General features: G+C 47.5%; 16 protein-coding genes. 1 reads left to right on the top strand and 15 read right to left on the bottom strand.

Annotation, left to right across the window (positions count from 1 at the left end; all coding sequences use genetic code 11):
- Positions 1–26: 26 nt before the first annotated feature.
- The 13 genes from LU290_RS09610 to LU290_RS09670 all read right to left on the bottom strand — a co-directional run bounded on the left by LU290_RS09610 (position 27) and on the right by LU290_RS09670 (position 13,339).
- Positions 27–677, bottom strand: a complete 651-nt coding sequence (locus tag LU290_RS09610; RefSeq protein ID WP_277808364.1) for a 3-oxoacid CoA-transferase subunit B — start codon at positions 675–677, stop codon at positions 27–29.
- Between the two features lie 32 nt (positions 678–709).
- Positions 710–1,399 (bottom strand): 3-oxoacid CoA-transferase subunit A, encoded by a 690-nt coding sequence (locus LU290_RS09615; protein ID WP_277808365.1) that lies wholly within the window; start codon positions 1,397–1,399, stop codon positions 710–712.
- Positions 1,400–1,408: 9 nt separating this feature from the next.
- Complete coding sequence (locus tag LU290_RS09620; RefSeq protein WP_277808366.1) at positions 1,409–2,614, bottom strand: benzoate/H(+) symporter BenE family transporter; 1,206 nt, start codon at positions 2,612–2,614, stop codon at positions 1,409–1,411.
- A 61-nt stretch (positions 2,615–2,675) separates the two neighbouring features.
- Positions 2,676–3,476 carry a 1,6-dihydroxycyclohexa-2,4-diene-1-carboxylate dehydrogenase gene (locus tag LU290_RS09625; protein ID WP_277808367.1) on the bottom strand — a complete coding sequence of 267 codons (801 nt, stop codon included), beginning with the start codon at positions 3,474–3,476 and terminating at the stop codon, positions 2,676–2,678.
- A gap of 79 nt (positions 3,477–3,555) precedes the next feature.
- Positions 3,556–4,950 (bottom strand): MFS transporter, encoded by a 1,395-nt coding sequence (locus tag LU290_RS09630; RefSeq protein ID WP_277808368.1) that lies wholly within the window; start codon positions 4,948–4,950, stop codon positions 3,556–3,558.
- A 19-nt stretch (positions 4,951–4,969) separates the two neighbouring features.
- On the bottom strand, positions 4,970–6,166 hold the full coding sequence (locus LU290_RS09635) for a M20 aminoacylase family protein (protein WP_277808369.1): 1,197 nt from the start codon (positions 6,164–6,166) through the stop codon (positions 4,970–4,972).
- Positions 6,167–6,282: 116 nt separating this feature from the next.
- Positions 6,283–7,296: a benzoate 1,2-dioxygenase electron transfer component BenC gene (benC, locus tag LU290_RS09640; protein WP_277808370.1), complete on the bottom strand. Its 1,014-nt coding sequence runs from the start codon at positions 7,294–7,296 to the stop codon at positions 6,283–6,285.
- A gap of 102 nt (positions 7,297–7,398) precedes the next feature.
- The gene (gene benB / locus LU290_RS09645) at positions 7,399–7,899 is read right to left on the bottom strand and encodes a benzoate 1,2-dioxygenase small subunit (RefSeq protein WP_277808371.1); all 501 of its coding nucleotides are present in this window, start codon (positions 7,897–7,899) and stop codon (positions 7,399–7,401) included.
- Positions 7,899–9,278 (bottom strand): benzoate 1,2-dioxygenase large subunit, encoded by a 1,380-nt coding sequence (gene benA / locus LU290_RS09650; protein ID WP_277808372.1) that lies wholly within the window; start codon positions 9,276–9,278, stop codon positions 7,899–7,901. The genes benB and benA overlap by 1 nt, the downstream gene beginning before the upstream one ends.
- 116 nt (positions 9,279–9,394) lie before the next feature.
- A complete protein-coding gene (gene catA / locus LU290_RS09655) occupies positions 9,395–10,318 on the bottom strand; it encodes a catechol 1,2-dioxygenase (RefSeq protein WP_277808373.1) in 924 nt (307 codons plus the stop codon).
- A 107-nt stretch (positions 10,319–10,425) separates the two neighbouring features.
- A complete protein-coding gene (catC, locus tag LU290_RS09660) occupies positions 10,426–10,716 on the bottom strand; it encodes a muconolactone Delta-isomerase (protein ID WP_277808374.1) in 291 nt (96 codons plus the stop codon).
- Positions 10,717–10,741: 25 nt separating this feature from the next.
- The gene (locus LU290_RS09665) at positions 10,742–11,854 is read right to left on the bottom strand and encodes a muconate/chloromuconate family cycloisomerase (RefSeq protein ID WP_277808375.1); all 1,113 of its coding nucleotides are present in this window, start codon (positions 11,852–11,854) and stop codon (positions 10,742–10,744) included.
- Positions 11,855–12,028: 174 nt separating this feature from the next.
- A complete protein-coding gene (locus tag LU290_RS09670) occupies positions 12,029–13,339 on the bottom strand; it encodes an MFS transporter (RefSeq protein WP_277808376.1) in 1,311 nt (436 codons plus the stop codon).
- 283 nt (positions 13,340–13,622) lie between these two features.
- Here LU290_RS09670 and LU290_RS09675 point away from each other — a divergent pair, with 283 nt between their 5' ends.
- Complete coding sequence (locus LU290_RS09675) at positions 13,623–14,549, top strand: LysR family transcriptional regulator (RefSeq protein WP_277808377.1); 927 nt, start codon at positions 13,623–13,625, stop codon at positions 14,547–14,549.
- A 70-nt stretch (positions 14,550–14,619) separates the two neighbouring features.
- Here LU290_RS09675 and LU290_RS09680 read toward each other — a convergent pair whose 3' ends face one another.
- Both LU290_RS09680 and LU290_RS09685 read right to left on the bottom strand, forming a co-directional pair.
- Positions 14,620–17,691: an efflux RND transporter permease subunit gene (locus LU290_RS09680; protein WP_277808378.1), complete on the bottom strand. Its 3,072-nt coding sequence runs from the start codon at positions 17,689–17,691 to the stop codon at positions 14,620–14,622.
- A complete protein-coding gene (locus LU290_RS09685) occupies positions 17,691–18,947 on the bottom strand; it encodes an efflux RND transporter periplasmic adaptor subunit (RefSeq protein ID WP_277808379.1) in 1,257 nt (418 codons plus the stop codon). The genes LU290_RS09680 and LU290_RS09685 overlap by 1 nt, the downstream gene beginning before the upstream one ends.
- Between the last annotated feature and the right edge of the window lie 38 nt (positions 18,948–18,985).

Raw genomic sequence — 18,985 nt, forward strand, 5'->3', positions numbered from 1 at the left:
AGTTTTAAGCTGAATTTACGACTTGTTTAAACTGTGGCATCAATCAAGCTTGCCCCTGTCAGACTTTGCAATTCGTCAAAACTCAATCCGTCAATTTTTTCAATCACTTTTAAACCTTCTGGCGTAACATCAATCACGCACAAATCGGTATAAATTCTGTCCACGCAGTTTTTGCCTGTAACTGGATAAGTTAAGTTTTTGACGATTTTGGGTTCGCCTTTTTTGGTGGTGTGTTCGGTGGCAACAAAAACTTTTTTTGCCCCCACCGCCAAATCCATCGCCCCGCCCACCGCAGGAATGGCGTCAGGTTCGCCTGTGTGCCAGTTGGCAAGGTCGCCATCTGCATCCACCTGAAACGCCCCAAGTACACAAATATCAAGGTGTCCGCCACGCATCATCGTAAAGCTGTCGCCGTGATGAAAAAACGAACCGCCCGTAAGCATTGTCACAAATTCTTTGCCTGCATTGATAAGCTCTGGGTCTTCTTGCCCTTTGGGTGGAGCTTTACCAAAGGCTAAGAGTCCATTTTCAGAATGCAAAAAAATCTCTTTGTCTTTGGGTAAGTAGTTGGCGATTTTGGTCGGCAAACCAATCCCCAAATTGACATAAGCCCCTTCATCAATGTCTTTGGCGATACGCTCGGCGATTTGGTCTCGGCTTAGTTTTTGATAAGTCATTGCTATCCCCTTATTTACTCTTTTTATCTTGCTCATTCATCTTTCATGGCGTGCGTGACGGATTTAAGCTCCACCACATGTTGCACAAAAATGCCCGGTGTGACGATGTGTTCAGGGTCAAGCTCGCCCAGCGCCACCACTTCGCCCACCTGAGCGATGGTAACATCGGCCGCCATTGCCATAATCGGACCAAAGTTACGAGCGGATTTGTTGTACACCAGATTGCCCCAGCGGTCACCTTTGTGGGCTTTGATAAGGGCAAAATCGGCTTTGATTGGGTATTCAAGCACATAATCTTTGCCGTCAATGTGGCGAGTTTCTTTACCTTCGGCAAGTAGCGTACCAAAACCTGTCGGCGTGTAAATCGCCCCAAGTCCCATGCCCGATGCCTGAATACGACACGCCAAGTTGCCCTGTGGCACGACTTCAAGCTCGATTTTGCCCGCACGATACAGCTCGTCAAAGACATAAGAGTCGGCCTGGCGTGGGAATGAGCAGATGATTTTTTTCACCGCCCCTGTTTTGAGCAGGCGTGCCAAGCCATAATCGCCATTGCCTGCGTTGTTGCTGACAATGGTTAAATTTTTGACATTGCAATCGATGAGGGCGTCAATGAGTTCAGCAGGCTGACCTGCTGGCCCAAAACCGCCAATTAAAATCGTTGCACCATCTTTAATTTGGCTCATCACTTGGGTAAGTGATTGGCTGGATTTATCAATCATTGTTTACTCCTATTTTGTTTTTTTCATGAGTTTTTGGTGTTTTGGCTTATAAAAATAAAAACCAATCATGCCAAATACAATGCCCCAAAACACCGAACTTAGTCCAAACAAGCTCATGCCTGAGGCTGTTACCAAAAAGGTGATTAACGCAGGCTCTTTTTGTTCGCTGTGTTGCATGGCAATGCCAAGATTGGTCAATAATGCCCCAAGCAATGCCAAACCTGCCAGCATGGCGATTAAACTTTTGGGAAGCATGGCAAACAAGCCCACCAAAGAACCTGCAAACACCGCCCCCACCAGATAAAACACGCCATTAAACACACCGCCGATATAGCGTTTGTCAGGGTTTTCGTGGCAATCTTTACCCATGCACAAAGCCGATGTTACCGCCGCCAGCACAATGCTAATCCCCCCAAACACCGCCACAGCGAGCGACAATAGGCTTGCACTATTGATGATGGGCTGGCTGGATACTTGATAATTATTGAGCTTAATAAGCGCCATTCCGGGTAAAAATTGCCCTGTTAAATTTAAAATCACCAACGGCAATGCCAAATTAAACACTGCCTGCCACGAGAATTCTGGGGCGATAAATAGGGGCTTGGCAATACTAATCGCAAACGGTCCTTTGGTTTGGATTAAGCCTGAAAAAAATGCCACCAAAAGCCCTGTCAATAGCACCCACACAATGGCATAACGAGGGGCAAAGCGTTTGGCGATGAGATATACCACCAGCATACTACACGCCAGCACAGGCTCTGCCCCAAAGGCGTTAAATGCCCCCAGTCCAAAACCAAACAAAATCCCTGCCATCATACCACCTGCAATGCCCTGCGGAATGCAATGCAATACCTTATCAAAATAACCACTCATGCCAATCATGAGCGTTATCAGCCCTGCGATGAGATACGCCCCCACCGCCTCGCCCAGACTCAAACTGGGAAATAGACTGACCAAAAGTGCCGTTCCGGGGATTGACCAAGCAAGTAAAATCGGCACTTTGTAGCGTAAGGACAGCACGATACTGCCAATCGCCGAACCAATAGACACCGCCCAAATCCACGAGGTCATCATCTCGGTGCCAATGCCTGCACTTTCGGCAACCTGAAAAAAAATCACCAAAGGTCCTGCGTAAGAAATCGTTACCGCAAGCAAACCCGCCACCATTGCCGACAAAGAAAAATCTTGCTTAAAATCCCTAAATACGCTCATCATCTGCTCTCCTTGTCAGCACCTTTGGCAAAGTTATTTTTTGCCAAAAGTTATCCCTGCAAAATTATCCTTGGTCGCCACCGCCCACAGGCACCACCGTGCCTGTCATGTAGGACGACTCATCAGACGCCAAAAACAAAATCGCATTAACCTGCTCGTCGATCGTGCCATAACGCCCCAAAAAGGTGCGGTCAATGGTTTGTTCAACCACCTCTTGCATCCAAATTTTTTCGTTCTCGCTTTGGGGATTGGTGTTTCTTGGGATTTTGCGTGGTGGAGCGTCTGTACCGCCTGTTGCTACCGCATTGACACGAATGCCGTCTTTGGCGTGTTCAAATGCCAAACTTGCGGTCAAAGCATTGACCCCGCCTTTGGCAGCTGAATACGGCACACGGTGAATGCCGCGAGTGGCGATGGATGAGACATTGACGATCACACCCCTTTGTTGGGCAATCATCTGGGGCAACACCGCATGACAGCACCACAAGGTAGGAAACAGCGAGCGGTTGATTTCTTTGATGATTTCTTGTTCGGCAAATTCCTCAAAGGGCTTCATCCAAATCGCCCCACCGACATTGTTAATCAGCACATCAATGCGACCAAATTTTTCAAGGGTTTGCTTGGCGACTTCTTGGGCTCCTGCATGCTGTTCCAAATCGGCTTTGACGATGAGATGATTGCCCTTTTTGCCAGTTTTTTGTAATTTGGCAATCTCATCGGCGGTTTCTTGCACAAAATCCGAAAAATCCACCAGCACCACATTTGCCCCCTCTTTGGCGACTTGCAAAGCCACGCCACGCCCAATACCCTGAGCGGCGCCTGTCACAATCACCACCTTATCGTTAAAACGCTTGGTTCTCGACATGATTACTCCTGTTATACTTCATGTTGTCGTGCTTTGATTTAAAATAGAAGGGTCTTTTAAATCCCTACCAGTAGCGGCGTTAAGCCGATTGCGCAGTCTTTTTAGGAATCATTACAAGTACTGCCAATGTTGCTAGTACACCAAAAGCCACCATCGTCAAGAGGGCATATTGACCTGCTAAATGCACGCCAGCATCCTTAAAGGCGCTAAAAATAGTCGCTCCTGTGGCGATGCCAAAGGACGCACCCAAAGCACTTGCCATTTTAAACACACCTGCCGCCACGCCTGCTTTATCAAGAGGTACATTGACCATCGCACAGTCCGCTGCAGGGGTAGAATAACAACCCAAACCAAAGCCAAACACCGCAAAAGACACAATGACCCACCACATATACACTTCGTGCGACACAAAGGTCATGGACAGCCCCAATGCTCCAACCGCCGTGATTGCCGTGCCGAGCCACATTGGGGTTTTGTAGCCGAATTTTTGTAGCAGTTTTTCGCTCACACGAATCATAATCATGACCATGACGACATAGCCCAAAGATTTGACCCCTGCTTGAAATGCAGTCAAGCCATGTCCTTTTTGCAAATAGGTATTGATAATAATAATCGTGCCTGCCATGCAATTTAATAAGAAGTTGGACAAACACGCCCCGCTATAACCACGACTGTTGAACAGCGAAAAATCCAAAAATGCCTGATGTTTTTTCTTGATTTCGGTGCGAAAAAACACAATGCCCATAATGACCGCCCCAGCGAGCATGGTTAGCGTAAAACCATTCGTAAACCCAAGTCTAAACCCTTTGGTGATGAGCAAATTTAAACACAAAAGCCCAATCACACAGCTAAACAGCCCCACATAGTCATAACGAGTGGTAGAAGCCTCGTGCGATTTGCTCTCTGGCGTGCCCTTGATGAGAAGCATGCCGACCACCGAAATGGCGATTGACAGCAAGAAAATGCTTTTCCAGCCCATGCTCGTGGCGATTGCCCCACCGACAAAAGACGAAAGCCCTGAACCACCGAACGAGCCAATCGACCAAAAGCTAAACGCCCTTTGTCGTTTGGCTCCGTGATAATAATTTTTGATGATGGACAAAGTCGCTGGCATGATACAGGCGGACGACAGACCTTGCAGCACTCGCCCAAGCCCAAAGGTGAAAGGATTGGTGCTAAAATACAGCACCAAACAGGCGATGATGTTTAGAGTAAAGCCCACATAAGTCAAACGCACTCGCCCAAATTTATCCGCCAATCCGCCCATTAAAATGATAAAACAGCCAGAAAACAGCGAGCCTAAGCTAATCACCGCATTGAGTGAGGTATCTGACATGCCCAAATCTTTTTGAATGGACGGCACGACATTAAACATCGACTGATAAAACAGCCAAAAGGTCAAAACCCCTAGCACCATGCCGATGAGCAGTTTGTCGTTGCCACGAAACTCATTTTGTGTTTGTATTGTTGTCATAAAAAATCCTTTTTTTAAATCACTTCAAATAGTTTTCCACAAGACCACAAAAGTACGCTCCAGCCGTAGCGATAATCTCATCATTAAAATCGTATTCTGGGTGATGTACCATGCACGCCAAATCACCGCCCCCATTGCCGACAAAACAGTAATTGCCGTTGGGGTTAGCTTCTAGCATAAAGGCAAAATCCTCACTTCCCATGAGCGGAGCAATGCCTGTATGAACTTTGTCCTCGCCCACCAAATTTTGGGCGACTTTGATGGCAAATTCGGTCGCATCACTGCCATTGACGGTGGGCGGACAGCCGTTGATGTGCTCAACTTCGGCACTCGCCCCAAAACTTTTGGCTTGAAATTCCACCACTTCTGTAATGCGAGATAGCACCTTTTTGCGGACTTCGGCATTTAGGGTGCGAACGCTTAATTTTAACAGGGCAGAATCATTGACGACATTGGGGACATTGCCAGAGGTGAGTTGCCCTACCGTAATCACCGCTTGCTCAAGCGGACTGACATTGCGAGAGACAATACTTTGGAGGGCAATGGCGATATGACACGCCACCAAAGTCGCATCAATGCCGTATTCAGGCATCGCTCCATGACTGCCCACGCCTTTGACATGCACATGCAAAGTGTCGGAGGACGCCATGACCGCCCCAGTTTTAAAATAAAACTCGCCTGTCGCTAGGCGTGGCATGTTGTGCATGGCAAAAATCACATCGCAAGGAAATTTGTCAAACAAGCCATCTTCGAGCATGACACGACCGCCATAAAGCAGCTCTTCGGCAGGCTGAAAAATCAAATGCACTGTGCCGTTAAAGTTACGAGTTTTGGCAAGTTGTTTGGCACAAGCAAGCAAAATGGTGCTATGCCCGTCATGCCCACAGCCATGAAATTTGCCTGCGACTTGGCTGGCATAAGGTTTACCCGTCTTTTCCACAATGGGCAAAGCATCCATATCGGCACGCAGTCCGATGGCTTTATCGCTGTTGCCGTTTTTTAAGGTGGCGACAATGCCTGTTTTGGCAAGCCCACGATGAACGGTATAGCCCCATTCAGTCAGGTACTTGCCGATGAGATTACTGGTTTCAACCTCTTCAAAACCCAGCTCAGGATTTTGGTGAATGGTTTGGCGAATGCTCGCAAAAAACGCTTGCTCACTCGTCAAATCGCTCAAATGCTGCGGGTTTATGGCAATGGTATTGGACAGGGACATATTTGCTCCTTTTGATAGATGATGACAAATTTCAGTCATTAGGTACTGACCACTAGGGGTCAAAAAGATTTTAATGACTTTTATGAAATTTGCAAGCAATCCATTTTGCCGCCATCTTAATTGGCTGAGAACTTCTCAAACAAGAAGTTTTGCGCCGTGATGTTCTGAACCTCCAACCAATCACGCACCGAATCAACCATCGCCACAGGTCCACACAGATAAATATCCACATCGCCGCCATTTAGCCAGTCATCATCAATATGAGCAGTGACATAGCCTTTACGCTCATGGGTGGACATTTCATTGACCACAACTGTCCGATAATCAAACCAATCATGTTTCGCCTTAAAGTCATCTAGCGCATCAATGCCGACCAAATCCTCATCATTGGTCACGCCAAACACCATGCGAATAGGATGCTCTGAACCTTTTTCATCAAGCACTTTTAGCATGGATAAAAATGGTGCAATCCCTGTTCCACCTGCCAAAAACAGCGTTGGGCGAACCATCGGACGCAGATAAAAACTGCCAAAAGGTCCTGTAAAGCTCATTTTGTCGCCCACTTTGGCGGTATTTGCTAAAAACGAACTCATTTTGCCATTGGGGACATTTCGCACCACAAAGCTGGTTTTGCGCTCGGCAGGCTTTGAGCTGAACGAATAAGAACGAGTTTCATCCGTGCCTGGAATTTTCACATTGACATATTGCCCTGCCAAAAAGCTGATTTCTGGCTCATTATCATCCAGTTCAATTTCAAAACAAATGGTGCTATCAGAGACTTTTTGTAAATCGGTCAGCGTACCACTGAAAGTATGGATTTGGGTTTTGCACACCGCAGAACTTGCCAAAATCTGAATGACCGAATCTGAAGTTGGGTAGCATTGACACGCCAAAACATAGCCTTTTTCGGCATCTTCAGGGCTTAGGGCGTCCTCGATGTACATGTCTTCATCCATGTCATAAGTCCCAGACTCATAAAAAGCTCGGCAAGTGCCACACGCTCCGTCTCGGCAATCTAGCGGAATGTTCATTTTTTGGCGGTAGGCAGCGTCTGATAAAACTTCGCCGTCACCCACTTCAATAAACCGGGTAACACCATCTTCAAATTGTAAAGCGACTTTGTGACTCATAAAAATATCCTTATGTTTTTTATGCAATAAGTTGGCTGTTGGCTGACTGGTTAAATTAAGGCAAAATGGGATTGGTAATTTAACTCACCAATCCCATTTTTATCAAATATGATAAACATCAATGACTTGGTGAATGTAGTCATTTTTTAGAACGACATATTTGCTCAAAATTTTAAAGCTGTCGGCTGAAACATCGATTTCGTAGCGAGACATGCCAAAATGTTGGTAAATGGTTTTGTAACGAAAACTGAATGTATGCCAGTTAAAACGCACGGTGGCTTTGTTACCCTCAACCTTTTCAACTTCAATATTGTTGATGTTGTGGCTGGTGCGAGTGTCTGGAATGGTCGCTGACGAGCGCTCAGTTTTGATACGAAACACACGGTCTTCAAGTCCTTGACGATCTGGATAATAAATCAAGGAAATTTCCGTCATCGGGTCAGTAACCAGCGTGTCATCGTCATCCCATGCTGGCATCCAAAATGACGCCTCTGGTGCGTAGCATTCTAGCCAATCGTCCCATTGTTCATCGTCCAAAAAGCGGGCTTCTTGGTACAAAAATTGGCTGATTTTGTGTTGCAATTCGGCAGATACTAAGCTCATCAGACTTCTCCTTTTTCCAACTTTTGTTCGGTTTCGATGGCTTCTTTCATCACTTCCACCCAATGCTCGTGCTGGGCAAGATACAAGCCTTCATCTTCGGTTTTGACACCGCTTAATTTTGGTTTTAAGCCGATTTCTTGGGCAAATTCGTCCGCCCCATGCACCCAGTGGCTTGCCCCACGGCACATATCATTCCATTCAATATCGATACCTGCGTAACCGACTTGGCAAGAGCGAAACTCTTCTAGGTCGTCTGGCGTTGCCATACCTGATGCGTTAAAGAAATCTTCGTATTGGCGGATGCGGCGTTGGCGGTTTTCGGCACTTTCGCCTTTTGGTGCGATACAATAAATCGTAACTTCGGTTTTATTGACCGCCAATGGGCGTAAAATACGGATTTGCGAGCCGAATTGGTCCATTAAATACACATTGGGATACAAGCACAAATTACGAGAACGCTCAATCATCCATTTTGCCATCGCCTCGCCGTAGAGCTCTTTATAAGTGTCGTATTGCGCGTAGTTTGGACGGTCTTCTGGGTTTGCCCATTGTGTCCAAAGAAGCATATGCCCATGCTCAAAGCCATATGAGCCACCGCCTTGTTTGCCCCAACCGCCTGCACTCATGGCACGGATATTGTCCGCCCCTGCTTGTTTTTCTTTTCTTTGTTGGGTGGTTGCCGCATAGTTCCAATGCACCGCAGAAACATGGTAGCCGTCCGCACCATTTTCAGCGGTCAGTTTCCAGTTGCCTTCATAAGTATAAGTTGATGAACCACGCAATACTTCTAAGCCATCTTGAGCTTGACCGACAATCATGTCAATGATTTTGGTCGCTTCGCCAAGATATTCTTCAAGTGGCAGGACATCAGGATTTAAACTGCCAAACAAAAAGCCTTTGTAGCTTTCAAAACGAGCGACTTTTTTCAAATCGTGCGAACCGTCTTTATTAAAACTTTCAGGATAACCTGCGTCTTTAGGGTCTTTGACTTTTAAAAGTTTGCCAGAGTTGTTAAAGGTCCAACCGTGAAATGGGCAAGTATAAGATGACTTATTGCCCTTTTTATAACGGCAAAGCTGAGCCCCACGATGTGAACAGGCATTAATCATCGCATTTAATTCGCCATCTTTGTTGCGAGCAATGATGATTGGTTGGCGACCAATATAAGTCGTATAATAATCGTTGATTTCTGGAATTTGGCTTTCATGTGCCAAATACACCCAGTTGCCCTCAAAGATGTATTTCATTTCCAAATCAAATAAAGTTTGGTCGGTAAATACAGAGCGATGAACTTTATATTCGCCAGTTTCTGGATTTTCTACTAAAAGCTCGTCAATGCGGTCTAAATGACTGGTATTGACAACAGGAATCTTTGGCATAAATTAACTCCTTGTATCTGCCTATCTGGGTAAATACATTGAATGAATGTTGTTGTAATTTGGATTAGATTGGCTTGCAAAATCTTCGTTTGCAAGCCAATGTACAGACTTAACAATCAGCCCTGAGCTCGTCTTCTGTCCACTTCGGTAGTTGGGGCGGTTTGGGTGTCTTTGGTTAGTTTAAAATCAAAGGCGATGTGCTTAAATGGCTTATCTAGGTTGTATTCCGCCAAATCCTCTGCACTTGATTTGTCGGTCGCCACCGCCACCAAGCCTTCACGAGTACCAAAGGCAAAGTCGTCCCATAGGTATTTGTCGCCTTCGATGTTAAACTGAGTGGTGAGCTTACGGAAGCCGTCAGCCGTGATGAAGTAGTGAACATGCGATGGACGCTGACCATGACGACCTAGCTTGTCAAGCAGGGCTTGCGTCGGTCCATTTGGTGGGCAACCATAGCCAACTGGCATGGTAGTTTGGGCACGATAGCGGCCGTTTTCATCGGTATAAATGGTACGACGAAGGTTGAAATCAGATTGTGATTTATCAAAGAATGAATAGTTGCCCTGACCATTGGCGTGCCACATTTCTACTTTGGCGTTTGGTACGATGTTGCCATCCACATCGGTTACCACACCCTCAATGATGAGCGTGTCAATCTTGTCAGATTCAGAGCCATCGTCCATGCGGGCAAAGCCCACGCTCTCAGGAGCTCCCGCCACATACAGTGGACCTTCGATGGTACGAGGTGTACCGCCTTGCTCTACGCCAGCTTGACGGTCTTTTTCATCTTCAAGTAAGTCCATGAAGTGTTCAAGACCCAAACCCGGAACCAGCAAACCCACTTCATTGGCCTGACCCAAATCAGAGAGGTACTCCATGCCTTTCCAAAGCTCGGTTTGCGTGATGTTCAAATCCACAATGGCTTCAAACAAATCACCCAAAAGACGAACCACAATCTCTTGCACACGAGCGTCCACTTCACCTGTAGCGGTGTCCACATTCATTTTTTTAACCAAAGCATCAATTTCTTGACGGTTCATACTTCTTCTCCTTGTCATGGTGTAGCTGGCATCTTCAAATGGCTGGCTACAGTTGGGTTAATTGCTATGAGAGTGCATAGCCACTTTTGTAAATTAAAAATTAAAAATCAGCTGTCATCATCACGAATCGATGAAGGATGGCGATTTAAGGGCATGACCTCAATGGTCATAAACGGATACAGAGGCAATCCTTGCAAGATGTTATGCAATTCCTCGTTGCTTTCCACATCAAAGATGGAGATGTTGGAATACTGCCCGCTAATTCGCCATAGATGTCGCCATTTGCCTTGTTTTTGTAGCTCTTGGGAGTAGGCTTTTTCGGTCGCCTTGATTTCATCAGCTTTTTGTTTGTCAAAATCCAATGGAATATTGACATCCATTTTCACATGATAAAGCATGGTCATCTCCTTATTTGAGCTTAAATTAAGCTCGTCTTAAATTGTCAATCTTGTTTTCATTCAAATCAATGCCAAGTCCTGCACCTGTTGGCACTTTTAGGGTGAAATTTTCATACACCAAAGGTTTACTCAAAATCTCTTCAGTCAGTAGAAGTGGGGCAAACAGCTCCGTGCCATACGCCAAATTGTCAAAAGTACTAAAAGCATGAGCCGAAGCAATCGTCCCCACCGCACCCTCAAGCATGGTACCGCCATAGAGGTCAATACCTGCAACTTTGGCGATGGTAGCAATTTGACAGGCCTCCATGAGACCGCCTGCTTGCTCGATTTTGACGGCAAAAACATTGGCACAGTGATTTTTGGCAAGTTTGTAGGCATTGGTCGGACACATCACCGCTTCGTCCGCCATAATTGCCACATCAAAACGCTCGGTCAATCTTGCCAGAAGTTCCACATCGTGAATGGCACAAGGCTGTTCAATCAAATCGATACCGCCGTCCTGCAAGGCTTGTATGCCTTTGATACACTGCATTTCAGACCACGCACGATTGACATCAACACGGATGCTAACCTCTTTGCCCAATGCTTTTTTAATCGCCACCACATGTTCGACATCTTCTTCAACTGAACGAGAGCCGATTTTAAGTTTAAAAAAATTGTGGCGCTTTACCTCAATCATTTTTTTGGCTTCGGCGATGTCTTTTTCGGTGTCACCAGAGGCAAGCACCCAAAGCACAGGCAATTCATCACGAAGTCGCCCACCAAGAAGCTCACTGACGGGTAAGTTTAATTTCTTGCCCAAAATGTCGAACAGCGCCGTTTGCACCGCGCATTTGGCAAAGCGGTTGCCCATGATGTGCTTGTCAATCATCTGCATGGTCTGGGCGATGTTTGGTTCGCCTTTTAGACCAGTCAAAAGTGGGGCAAAATAGGTGTCAAGGTTGGTTTTGATGCTTTCAGGAGATTCCTCACCGTAGGAGAGTCCGCCGATGGTGGTCGCCTCACCCCAGCCAACGATACCATCATGGGTGGTGATTTTTACCAAAACGAGGGTTTGTTTTTGCATGGTCGCCACAGACATTTTGTGTGGTCTGATGGTCGGTATGTCTAGAATGATGCTTTCTAATGACTGATACATATTTCTCTGCCCTAAGGTAATTTCCCTGCTGTCAGTTTTGCTTTATCTATACTCTAAAAGAATGTAACTAAAAAAACCAATATTATTTTTGCATTGTTTCATACTTTTTTGGTATAGTTCAATCAAAAAAAACGGTTGCCAAACTGACAACCGCTTTTAAATTCTCATTCCTTCTTAGCCATTGGCGTTTTTCATGTTCACCATAAAAATCGCCACCGCAGCAATAACCCCCGGAATGGCAATCGCCATAAAATTCATCTGATGGCTTAGCTGCAATCCTAACAAAGTACCTGTTAAAACTGGACCTACGATCGCCCCAATACGACCCACGCCAGAGGCAAATCCCATGCCTGTCGAACGCACTGTCGAAGGGTAATATTGTGATACAAAAGTATAAAGCAAAATCTGCGATCCAATCGTTGCGGCACCCGCAATGGCAATCAAAGTGTACAGCACAGGGGCAGGACTGTTAAAACCAAGCAATACAAGTGACACTGCACCGATGGTGAACATACTCACAAGCACAGGCTTGATGTGGAATTTATCTGCCAAAATACCACCCCCAATCGCTCCAATCATACCCCCAATGTTTAGCGCAAACAAAAACAACATACTCGCTCCCAGCGAATAACCCGCCCCAATCATGAGCTTAGGCAGCCAGCTTGCCAAGGCATACACCATGAGCAGGCACATAAAGAATGCCACCCAGAACATGATGGTACTGGTCGTTCTGCCTTGCTGAAATAGAGCTTTAAGCGGCGCTGAATCTTCCACCTGAACGGCGATGGGTTCGATCTCAAAGTCTTTGTTTGCATAGCTTGGGTCGATTTTAGTGATGATTTTCTTAGCCTCATCATCACGACCTTTGCGTTTTAAATAAAACAAAGACTCAGGAAGCATCGCCCAAATCACTGGCATCAAGAGTATGGGAATGCCTGCAAGCATGAACACGATTTGCCAGCCATATACAGGGACGAGCGCCTTGCCTAAGAGCGCAGACGCCATGCCGCCGATGGCATAGCCACTGAACATGATGGCAACGAGCGTACTTTTCATGCGTTTTGGGGCAAATTCTGTGGTAAGCGCAACCACATTTGGCATGACTCCGCCAATACCAAGCCCTGCAATAAAACGCAACACAGCAAACTGCAAAGGATTGTCAGCAAACGCTCCTAAAAAGGTAAACCCTGCAAACAAAAACACGCACAGCATGATGGTTTTTTTACGCCCCAGCTTGTCAGACAGTGAGCCAAACCCAATCGCCCCAAACATCATGCCAAACAAAGCAGAGCTGGCAAGCCAACCTGCCTGCTGAGCAGTCAAATCCCATTGCTCCATCAAAAGTGGTAGTGCTACACCATAAATGGCAAGATCGTAGCCATCAAAAATAATAATAAGCAAACACCATAAAAGCACCACCCAGTGAAAAGGGGTGAACTTAGCATTATCAATAAACTGGTCTAGATTGACCTTTTCGGCACTCATAACAGCTCCTTGTTCAAAGTATAAATAGGTTTGTTGCCAACCCAATGTAATCACTTTTATTTGTAATTGCAAAACCAAATAAATATCAATCCATATCAAATAGGTATAAAGCCAAGACGCATCATAACAATGAAAATACAAAGAGTCTCTCAAACCCTATAAAATCAAGATTTTCAACACGATTCAATTTATTACAAGACGGTTATCCTATGAATTCATACTTTTAAAATATAGAAATTTTTGTTAAGATTTGACAAATCCCAAACTTTAAAGGTTGCTAGATATGGACATCCGTCATCTAAAATATTTTGTTGCTGTGGTGGAAGAGCAAAGTTTCACCAAAGCCTCTGAGCGATTGTTCATTGCTCAGCCGCCTTTGAGCCGTCAGATTCAAAACCTAGAAGATGAGCTTGGCTTACAATTGCTCCAAAGGGGCAGTCGCCCTGTCAAGACCACCGATGCAGGGCAGTTTTTCTATCAGCATGCCAAAAAAGTTCTAAGTAACATCGAGCAAATGGTATCAATGACGAAACGAGTAGGAAAAACCGATCAGACACTTAAAATCGGTTTTGTTGGTTCATTGCTTTTGGGGCTGCTGCCTCAGATTATTTATGAATTTAGAAAGCTTTTGCCAAATGTATCTATTGATTTGGTAGAAATGGGCACATTGGAGCAAATGGAGGCATTAAAAAAAGGTGAGATTGATGTGAGCTTTGGGCGATTAAAATTTTCAGACCCCAGCATCAGACGCATTTTACTTAGAAATGAACCTTTGGTGTTGGCAATCAATAAATATCATCCACTAGCGCAGCACAATGATGGCGTGCATTTGGCAGACATTGTTGATGAAGTGATACTCTGCTATCCCAATACTGGCAATCAAAATTTTGCAAACTACATCAACAACTTATTTGCAGAACATGGATTGACACCGAGCAATATCAAATACCTTTCCAATATTCAGCTTGCACTTGGTATTGTCGCCTCCGGTGAGGGCGTATGCATCGTTCCTTATAACAGTCGTTCAATACACATGGCAAATTTACAATATTTACCCATTTTGGACATTGGTGCGGTCAGTCCGATATTTTTATCTTTTCAAGAAGGCAATGATAATGAATACATTCATTTGCTACTAAGAACCATTGAGCTGATCTATCAAAAAATCGAAATAGACACCAAAATCACTCTTACTCAAACATTTAATTAAATCTCTACCCGCTTCTTGACCGAACCGCCCCACAAAAGACATTTAAATCTCATGTGGGGCGAAGCATGGCTTACACACTTTGTGGTTTTGATGCGCTCGTTTTGCGGCGAGCAAATCGCTTACCTAGGTCGTCCATCAGCGTATAGACCACAGGAATGACAATCAGACTTAAAAAAGTCGAAGTAATAAGCCCGCCAAGCACCGCCACCGCCATCGGACGGCGGAATGTCGGATCGGCACCACCCCAGCCAAACACGAGCGGCAACATGCCCGCCCCCATGGCGATGGTGGTCATGATGATGGGGCGAGCCCGCTTCTTGCAGGCGTCCAAGATCGCATCCAGCTGAGACTTACCCTGCTCTTCGGCGATGATGGCATAATCCACCAGTAGAATTGAGTTTTTCGTGGCGATACCCATCAGCATGATAAAGCCGATGAGCGATGAGATGGACAAGCTTGAATCGGTCAATACCAGCCCAATGAACGCCCCACCGATGGACAGTGGCAACGCCATGAGAATCGTGAACGGCTGCAACACCTTATGAAACAATAGCACCAGCACCCCAAAGATACAAAACACCCCCACGCTCATGGCGATGGCAAATCCTGTAAATAGCTCCGCCATACTGTCCGCCTGACCCTCATCAATGACGCTCACGCCATCTGGCAGGTTTTGCAGGGCGGGCAATGCCTTCACCGCATCGATGACCACGCCAAGCTCTTGGTCAGACTGTACTGTAATCTTAATACTGCGCTGGCGGTCTAGCCTGCGGATCTCCGCCTCGCCTGTGGCGTATTGTAGGCTTGCCACCTCAGACAATTTCACCGCGCCAAGCTCGGTACTGCTAGGCACATACAGCGCATTTAAGGCATTAAAGTCGCTGCGTTTTTCGTCAGGCAGTCGCACGACGATGGGAATTTGTCTGGTGTCCAAATTAAGCTTGGGCAACGCCTGCTCATAATCGCCCGTGGTCGCAACCCGCAGGGTGTCTGCAATGCTTACTGTCGTTACGCCTTTATCCGCCATCTGCACAGTGCTTGGCAAGGCAACAAGCTCAGGTTTGCCAAGTGGCTTGTTGCTTGTGACTGCCGAGACGACAGACAAAGTGCGAATCTGACCCATCACCTCATTGACCGTACGATCAAGCAGCACTGGATCATCAGACATCAAAGAAAACCCATAGCCTGAGTCGCCCGTCGCTGACAGCCCCACCACAAAGCGGGCAGACGGCACCTCAGTGATGGCATCAGCGATGGCGTGCTCAATGTCGGTCTTACTAGGGCGAGTGCCACGAGGGTCAAGCAAGACATTGAGCGTTGCGGCATTCTCACTGCCTGCCGCAGCATTACGACTGTCGCCCCCTTGGGCGGCGCTGCCTGCTGAGATGAACACCGATGCCACGCCATCGACTCGTCCGATGACATCTGCCGCCATCTGTCCAATGCGCACCGTATCATCCAAGGTGGCATCAGGGGTGAGTTCTAGAGTGACTTGCGTTTGATTGCTGTCATCGGGTGGTATGAATGCGCCAGACAACAGCTTTGCCATCGACAGCGAGCCAATGAACAGTACAATCGTCGCCACCAAAGTGATGGCTCGATGATTGAGCGTCCATTTCACCACCTTCAAATACACACGCATCGTGCGTCCTGTCGTCTCGCTTTGATGCGCCTTAGGTTTTAGTAAATATGCCGCCATCATCGGCGTCACCAGACGAGCCACAAGCAGCGACATGAATACCGAAATCGCCGCTGTCCAGCCAAATTGCGAGAAAAACTGCCCCACCACGCCATCCATGAATGCTGTTGGCAGAAAAACCGCTATCAATGTAAAGGTCGTCGCCACCACCGCAAGCCCAATTTCATCTGCCGCCTCCATCGCCGCCTCATACGGGGTCTTGCCCATGTGCAAGTGTCGCATGATGTTCTCCACTTCCACGATGGCATCATCAACAAGCACCCCAATGACCAGCGATAAGGCAAGCAAAGAAATAATATTTAAGCTAAACCCAAACAGCCACATCATCAAAAAGGTAGGAATGATGGACAATGGCAGAGCGGCTGCCGCCACCAAAGTCGCACGCCAATCCTTTAAAAACAAAAACACCACAAGCACCGCCAAAAGACAGCCCTCGATGAGCATCTGCATACTGGCTTTATAATCCTCAGCGACAGGCTCGGCATTGTCATAGATTTTATTGATACGAATGTGCGGATACTGATGGGAAAGCTTGGCAATCTTAGCATCCACTTCTTTCACCATCTGCACCTCACTGGCACCACGAGAGCGAGTGATGGACATCGCCACCACCGTTTGACCGTCCAAGACCGCTTGACTTTTTGGGTCGGCATGAGCATCACTGATGTCGGCAAGCTGACCCAGCGCCACGCCCCCTGCTGGGGTAACGACTTGCAGACTGGCAAGCTCACTCACACTCTTGGCAGAGCCCAGCACTCGAATGATCTGCGTACCACCGCCGATGCTCGCCTCACCGCCTGATGCATCCGTCTGCAAAGCAAACAGCTGATTTGCCAACTGGGTAATTGGCAGCTGCCAGCCACTTAGCCTGTCAGCATCAGCGGCGATGATGATTTGCCTTTCAATGCCGCCCACTCGAGCAAGCTGACCCACCCCCTCAATGCTGGCAAGTTGCTTATTCAAGGTGTCATCCACAAACCAAGACAGCTCCGCCTCGCTCATCGTATCTGATGCCACCGAATAGCTGACCACAGGAAAGCCTGCGGTCGAGACTTTGGTGATGACAGGTGATTCGGCGGCGGCAGGCAAATCGCCTGCGATCTCATCGAGCGCCGAACGCACATCATCCACCGCCTCAGACAAATCTTTTTCTAAGGCAAATTCGGTATGAATGGTGGCAACACCCGTCTGCAAAGTCGAGCGAATGTGCTTAACACCTTCTATGCTGGTGATTTTATTTTCGATTTTTTTGGCGACATCGGTTTCTAGCTGCGCAGGCGATGCGCCCGTATAAGGCACCGTGACGATGACAGCAGGCACATCAATGTCAGGAAACTGCTGAATTTTCATGGCACGAAAGCCCAGCACGCCCGCCACCGTCATCAGACTAAAAATCAAGATGGCAACGAGCGGATTTTTGATGGAATAAGCTGAAAAATTCATCACTGCCCCTGTGTGTTGGTCTGCTGTTCGTGATGATCATGAATCATCGCCACTCTCACCACATCGCCATCCGCCAAGAACTCTGCACTTCTTGCCACGATGAGCGCATCGGTCGGCACGCCTGCTACCGCCACATACGCCCCTTGATGCGACAGCACCGACACCTTATTACGAGCGACTTGGTACAGCCCATCCTCTTTTGCGTGCAATATCCATACGTAATCATGCCCATCAGTGCTCGTCATGGCAGCTCGTGGCACCGACAGTGCCTGTGACTGGCTCAGCACAAATCTGCCCGTCTGATACATGCCAGCGCTCAAAGGCGCGCCCACTGGCAGCGCAACATGCACCGTCATCTCACGCCCTTGATTGGCGGTCGGTGATAGGCGAGTCACCCGACCCACCACCACACCATCGCCCACATCGATGAGCGCCTCTTGTCCCACACGGATCTTTGTGGCGTTTTGGGGTGAGATGGTCGCTTGCCATTCTAATGCGCCATCTTTGATAATGGTAAACAAAGGATTGCCACTGGCAAGCACGCCCACTTGCGCCATGCGCTCGCTGATAATACCTGAGACTGGCGCGGTGATGTTGGTGTTGTTTAGGCTGGTTTTCGTGTTGTTTAATTTGGCACGAGCGGCGATGACGGTGGCGTCTGCCTGTCTTAGCGCCGTCCGATAAGCATCGACTTCCTGACGGCTGATGGCATCCAGCGCAAGCAGCGGCTCAGTACGAGCAAGGTCGGCACGCGCCTTTTCAGCACTGGCGAGCGCTTGCTCTAAATCTGCCGCCGCCTGAATCTCGCTGTCTTTTAAAGATGACGCATCCAGCACCGCCAGCACCTGCCCTGCTTGTACCACATCGCCCACCTCTACGAGCACCTGCTCGATGGTCGCCCCTGTGATGCGCCCGCTCACCTGCGCTGTCTTTTGTGCGGCGATGCTGCCATTGGCAGAGATTTCCTGTGCCACCTGCCTTAGCACAGGTCGCACCGCCTCGACCGTCATGGCGACAGACAAAGCGGCATGATCAGAAGTCGCCGCCCCATCAGTCGCTACATTTGTATCGCCCTGCGTGTCGCTGCGTCCGCCGATACCAAGCCCAATCAGCACGCCAGCCAATAGTGCAGCCAGCAGCACCGCCCCCAAAATCGCCATACCCATCGCCGACAGCCGTCCTGATGGTGCGCTGCTGACGGTCACTTTTTGGTGATGGTTATGGGCGTCTTGATTGGTAGGGTTGTCTTGATTCATGTTATTATCCCAGTTATTGTATGAGTATCATTGTACGG

This window comes from Moraxella nasibovis, from assembly GCF_029581575.1.
Classification (GTDB): domain Bacteria; phylum Pseudomonadota; class Gammaproteobacteria; order Pseudomonadales; family Moraxellaceae; genus Moraxella; species Moraxella nasibovis.

Coding starts and splice junctions, on each gene's coding strand:
- LU290_RS09665 (WP_277808375.1), bottom strand. CDS start 11,854: ATGTATCAGTCATTAGAAAGCATCATTCTAGACATACCGACCATCAGA.
- benC (WP_277808370.1), bottom strand. CDS start 7,296: ATGAGTCACAAAGTCGCTTTACAATTTGAAGATGGTGTTACCCGGTTT.
- catC (WP_277808374.1), bottom strand. CDS start 10,716: ATGCTTTATCATGTGAAAATGGATGTCAATATTCCATTGGATTTTGAC.
- LU290_RS09610 (WP_277808364.1), bottom strand. CDS start 677: ATGACTTATCAAAAACTAAGCCGAGACCAAATCGCCGAGCGTATCGCC.
- LU290_RS09620 (WP_277808366.1), bottom strand. CDS start 2,614: ATGATGAGCGTATTTAGGGATTTTAAGCAAGATTTTTCTTTGTCGGCA.
- LU290_RS09630 (WP_277808368.1), bottom strand. CDS start 4,950: ATGACAACAATACAAACACAAAATGAGTTTCGTGGCAACGACAAACTG.
- benB (WP_277808371.1), bottom strand. CDS start 7,899: ATGAGCTTAGTATCTGCCGAATTGCAACACAAAATCAGCCAATTTTTG.
- catA (WP_277808373.1), bottom strand. CDS start 10,318: ATGAACCGTCAAGAAATTGATGCTTTGGTTAAAAAAATGAATGTGGAC.
- LU290_RS09635 (WP_277808369.1), bottom strand. CDS start 6,166: ATGTCCCTGTCCAATACCATTGCCATAAACCCGCAGCATTTGAGCGAT.
- LU290_RS09680 (WP_277808378.1), bottom strand. CDS start 17,691: ATGAATTTTTCAGCTTATTCCATCAAAAATCCGCTCGTTGCCATCTTG.
- LU290_RS09615 (WP_277808365.1), bottom strand. CDS start 1,399: ATGATTGATAAATCCAGCCAATCACTTACCCAAGTGATGAGCCAAATT.
- LU290_RS09685 (WP_277808379.1), bottom strand. CDS start 18,947: ATGAATCAAGACAACCCTACCAATCAAGACGCCCATAACCATCACCAA.
- benA (WP_277808372.1), bottom strand. CDS start 9,278: ATGCCAAAGATTCCTGTTGTCAATACCAGTCATTTAGACCGCATTGAC.
- LU290_RS09625 (WP_277808367.1), bottom strand. CDS start 3,476: ATGTCGAGAACCAAGCGTTTTAACGATAAGGTGGTGATTGTGACAGGC.
- LU290_RS09670 (WP_277808376.1), bottom strand. CDS start 13,339: ATGAGTGCCGAAAAGGTCAATCTAGACCAGTTTATTGATAATGCTAAG.
- LU290_RS09675 (WP_277808377.1), top strand. CDS start 13,623: ATGGACATCCGTCATCTAAAATATTTTGTTGCTGTGGTGGAAGAGCAA.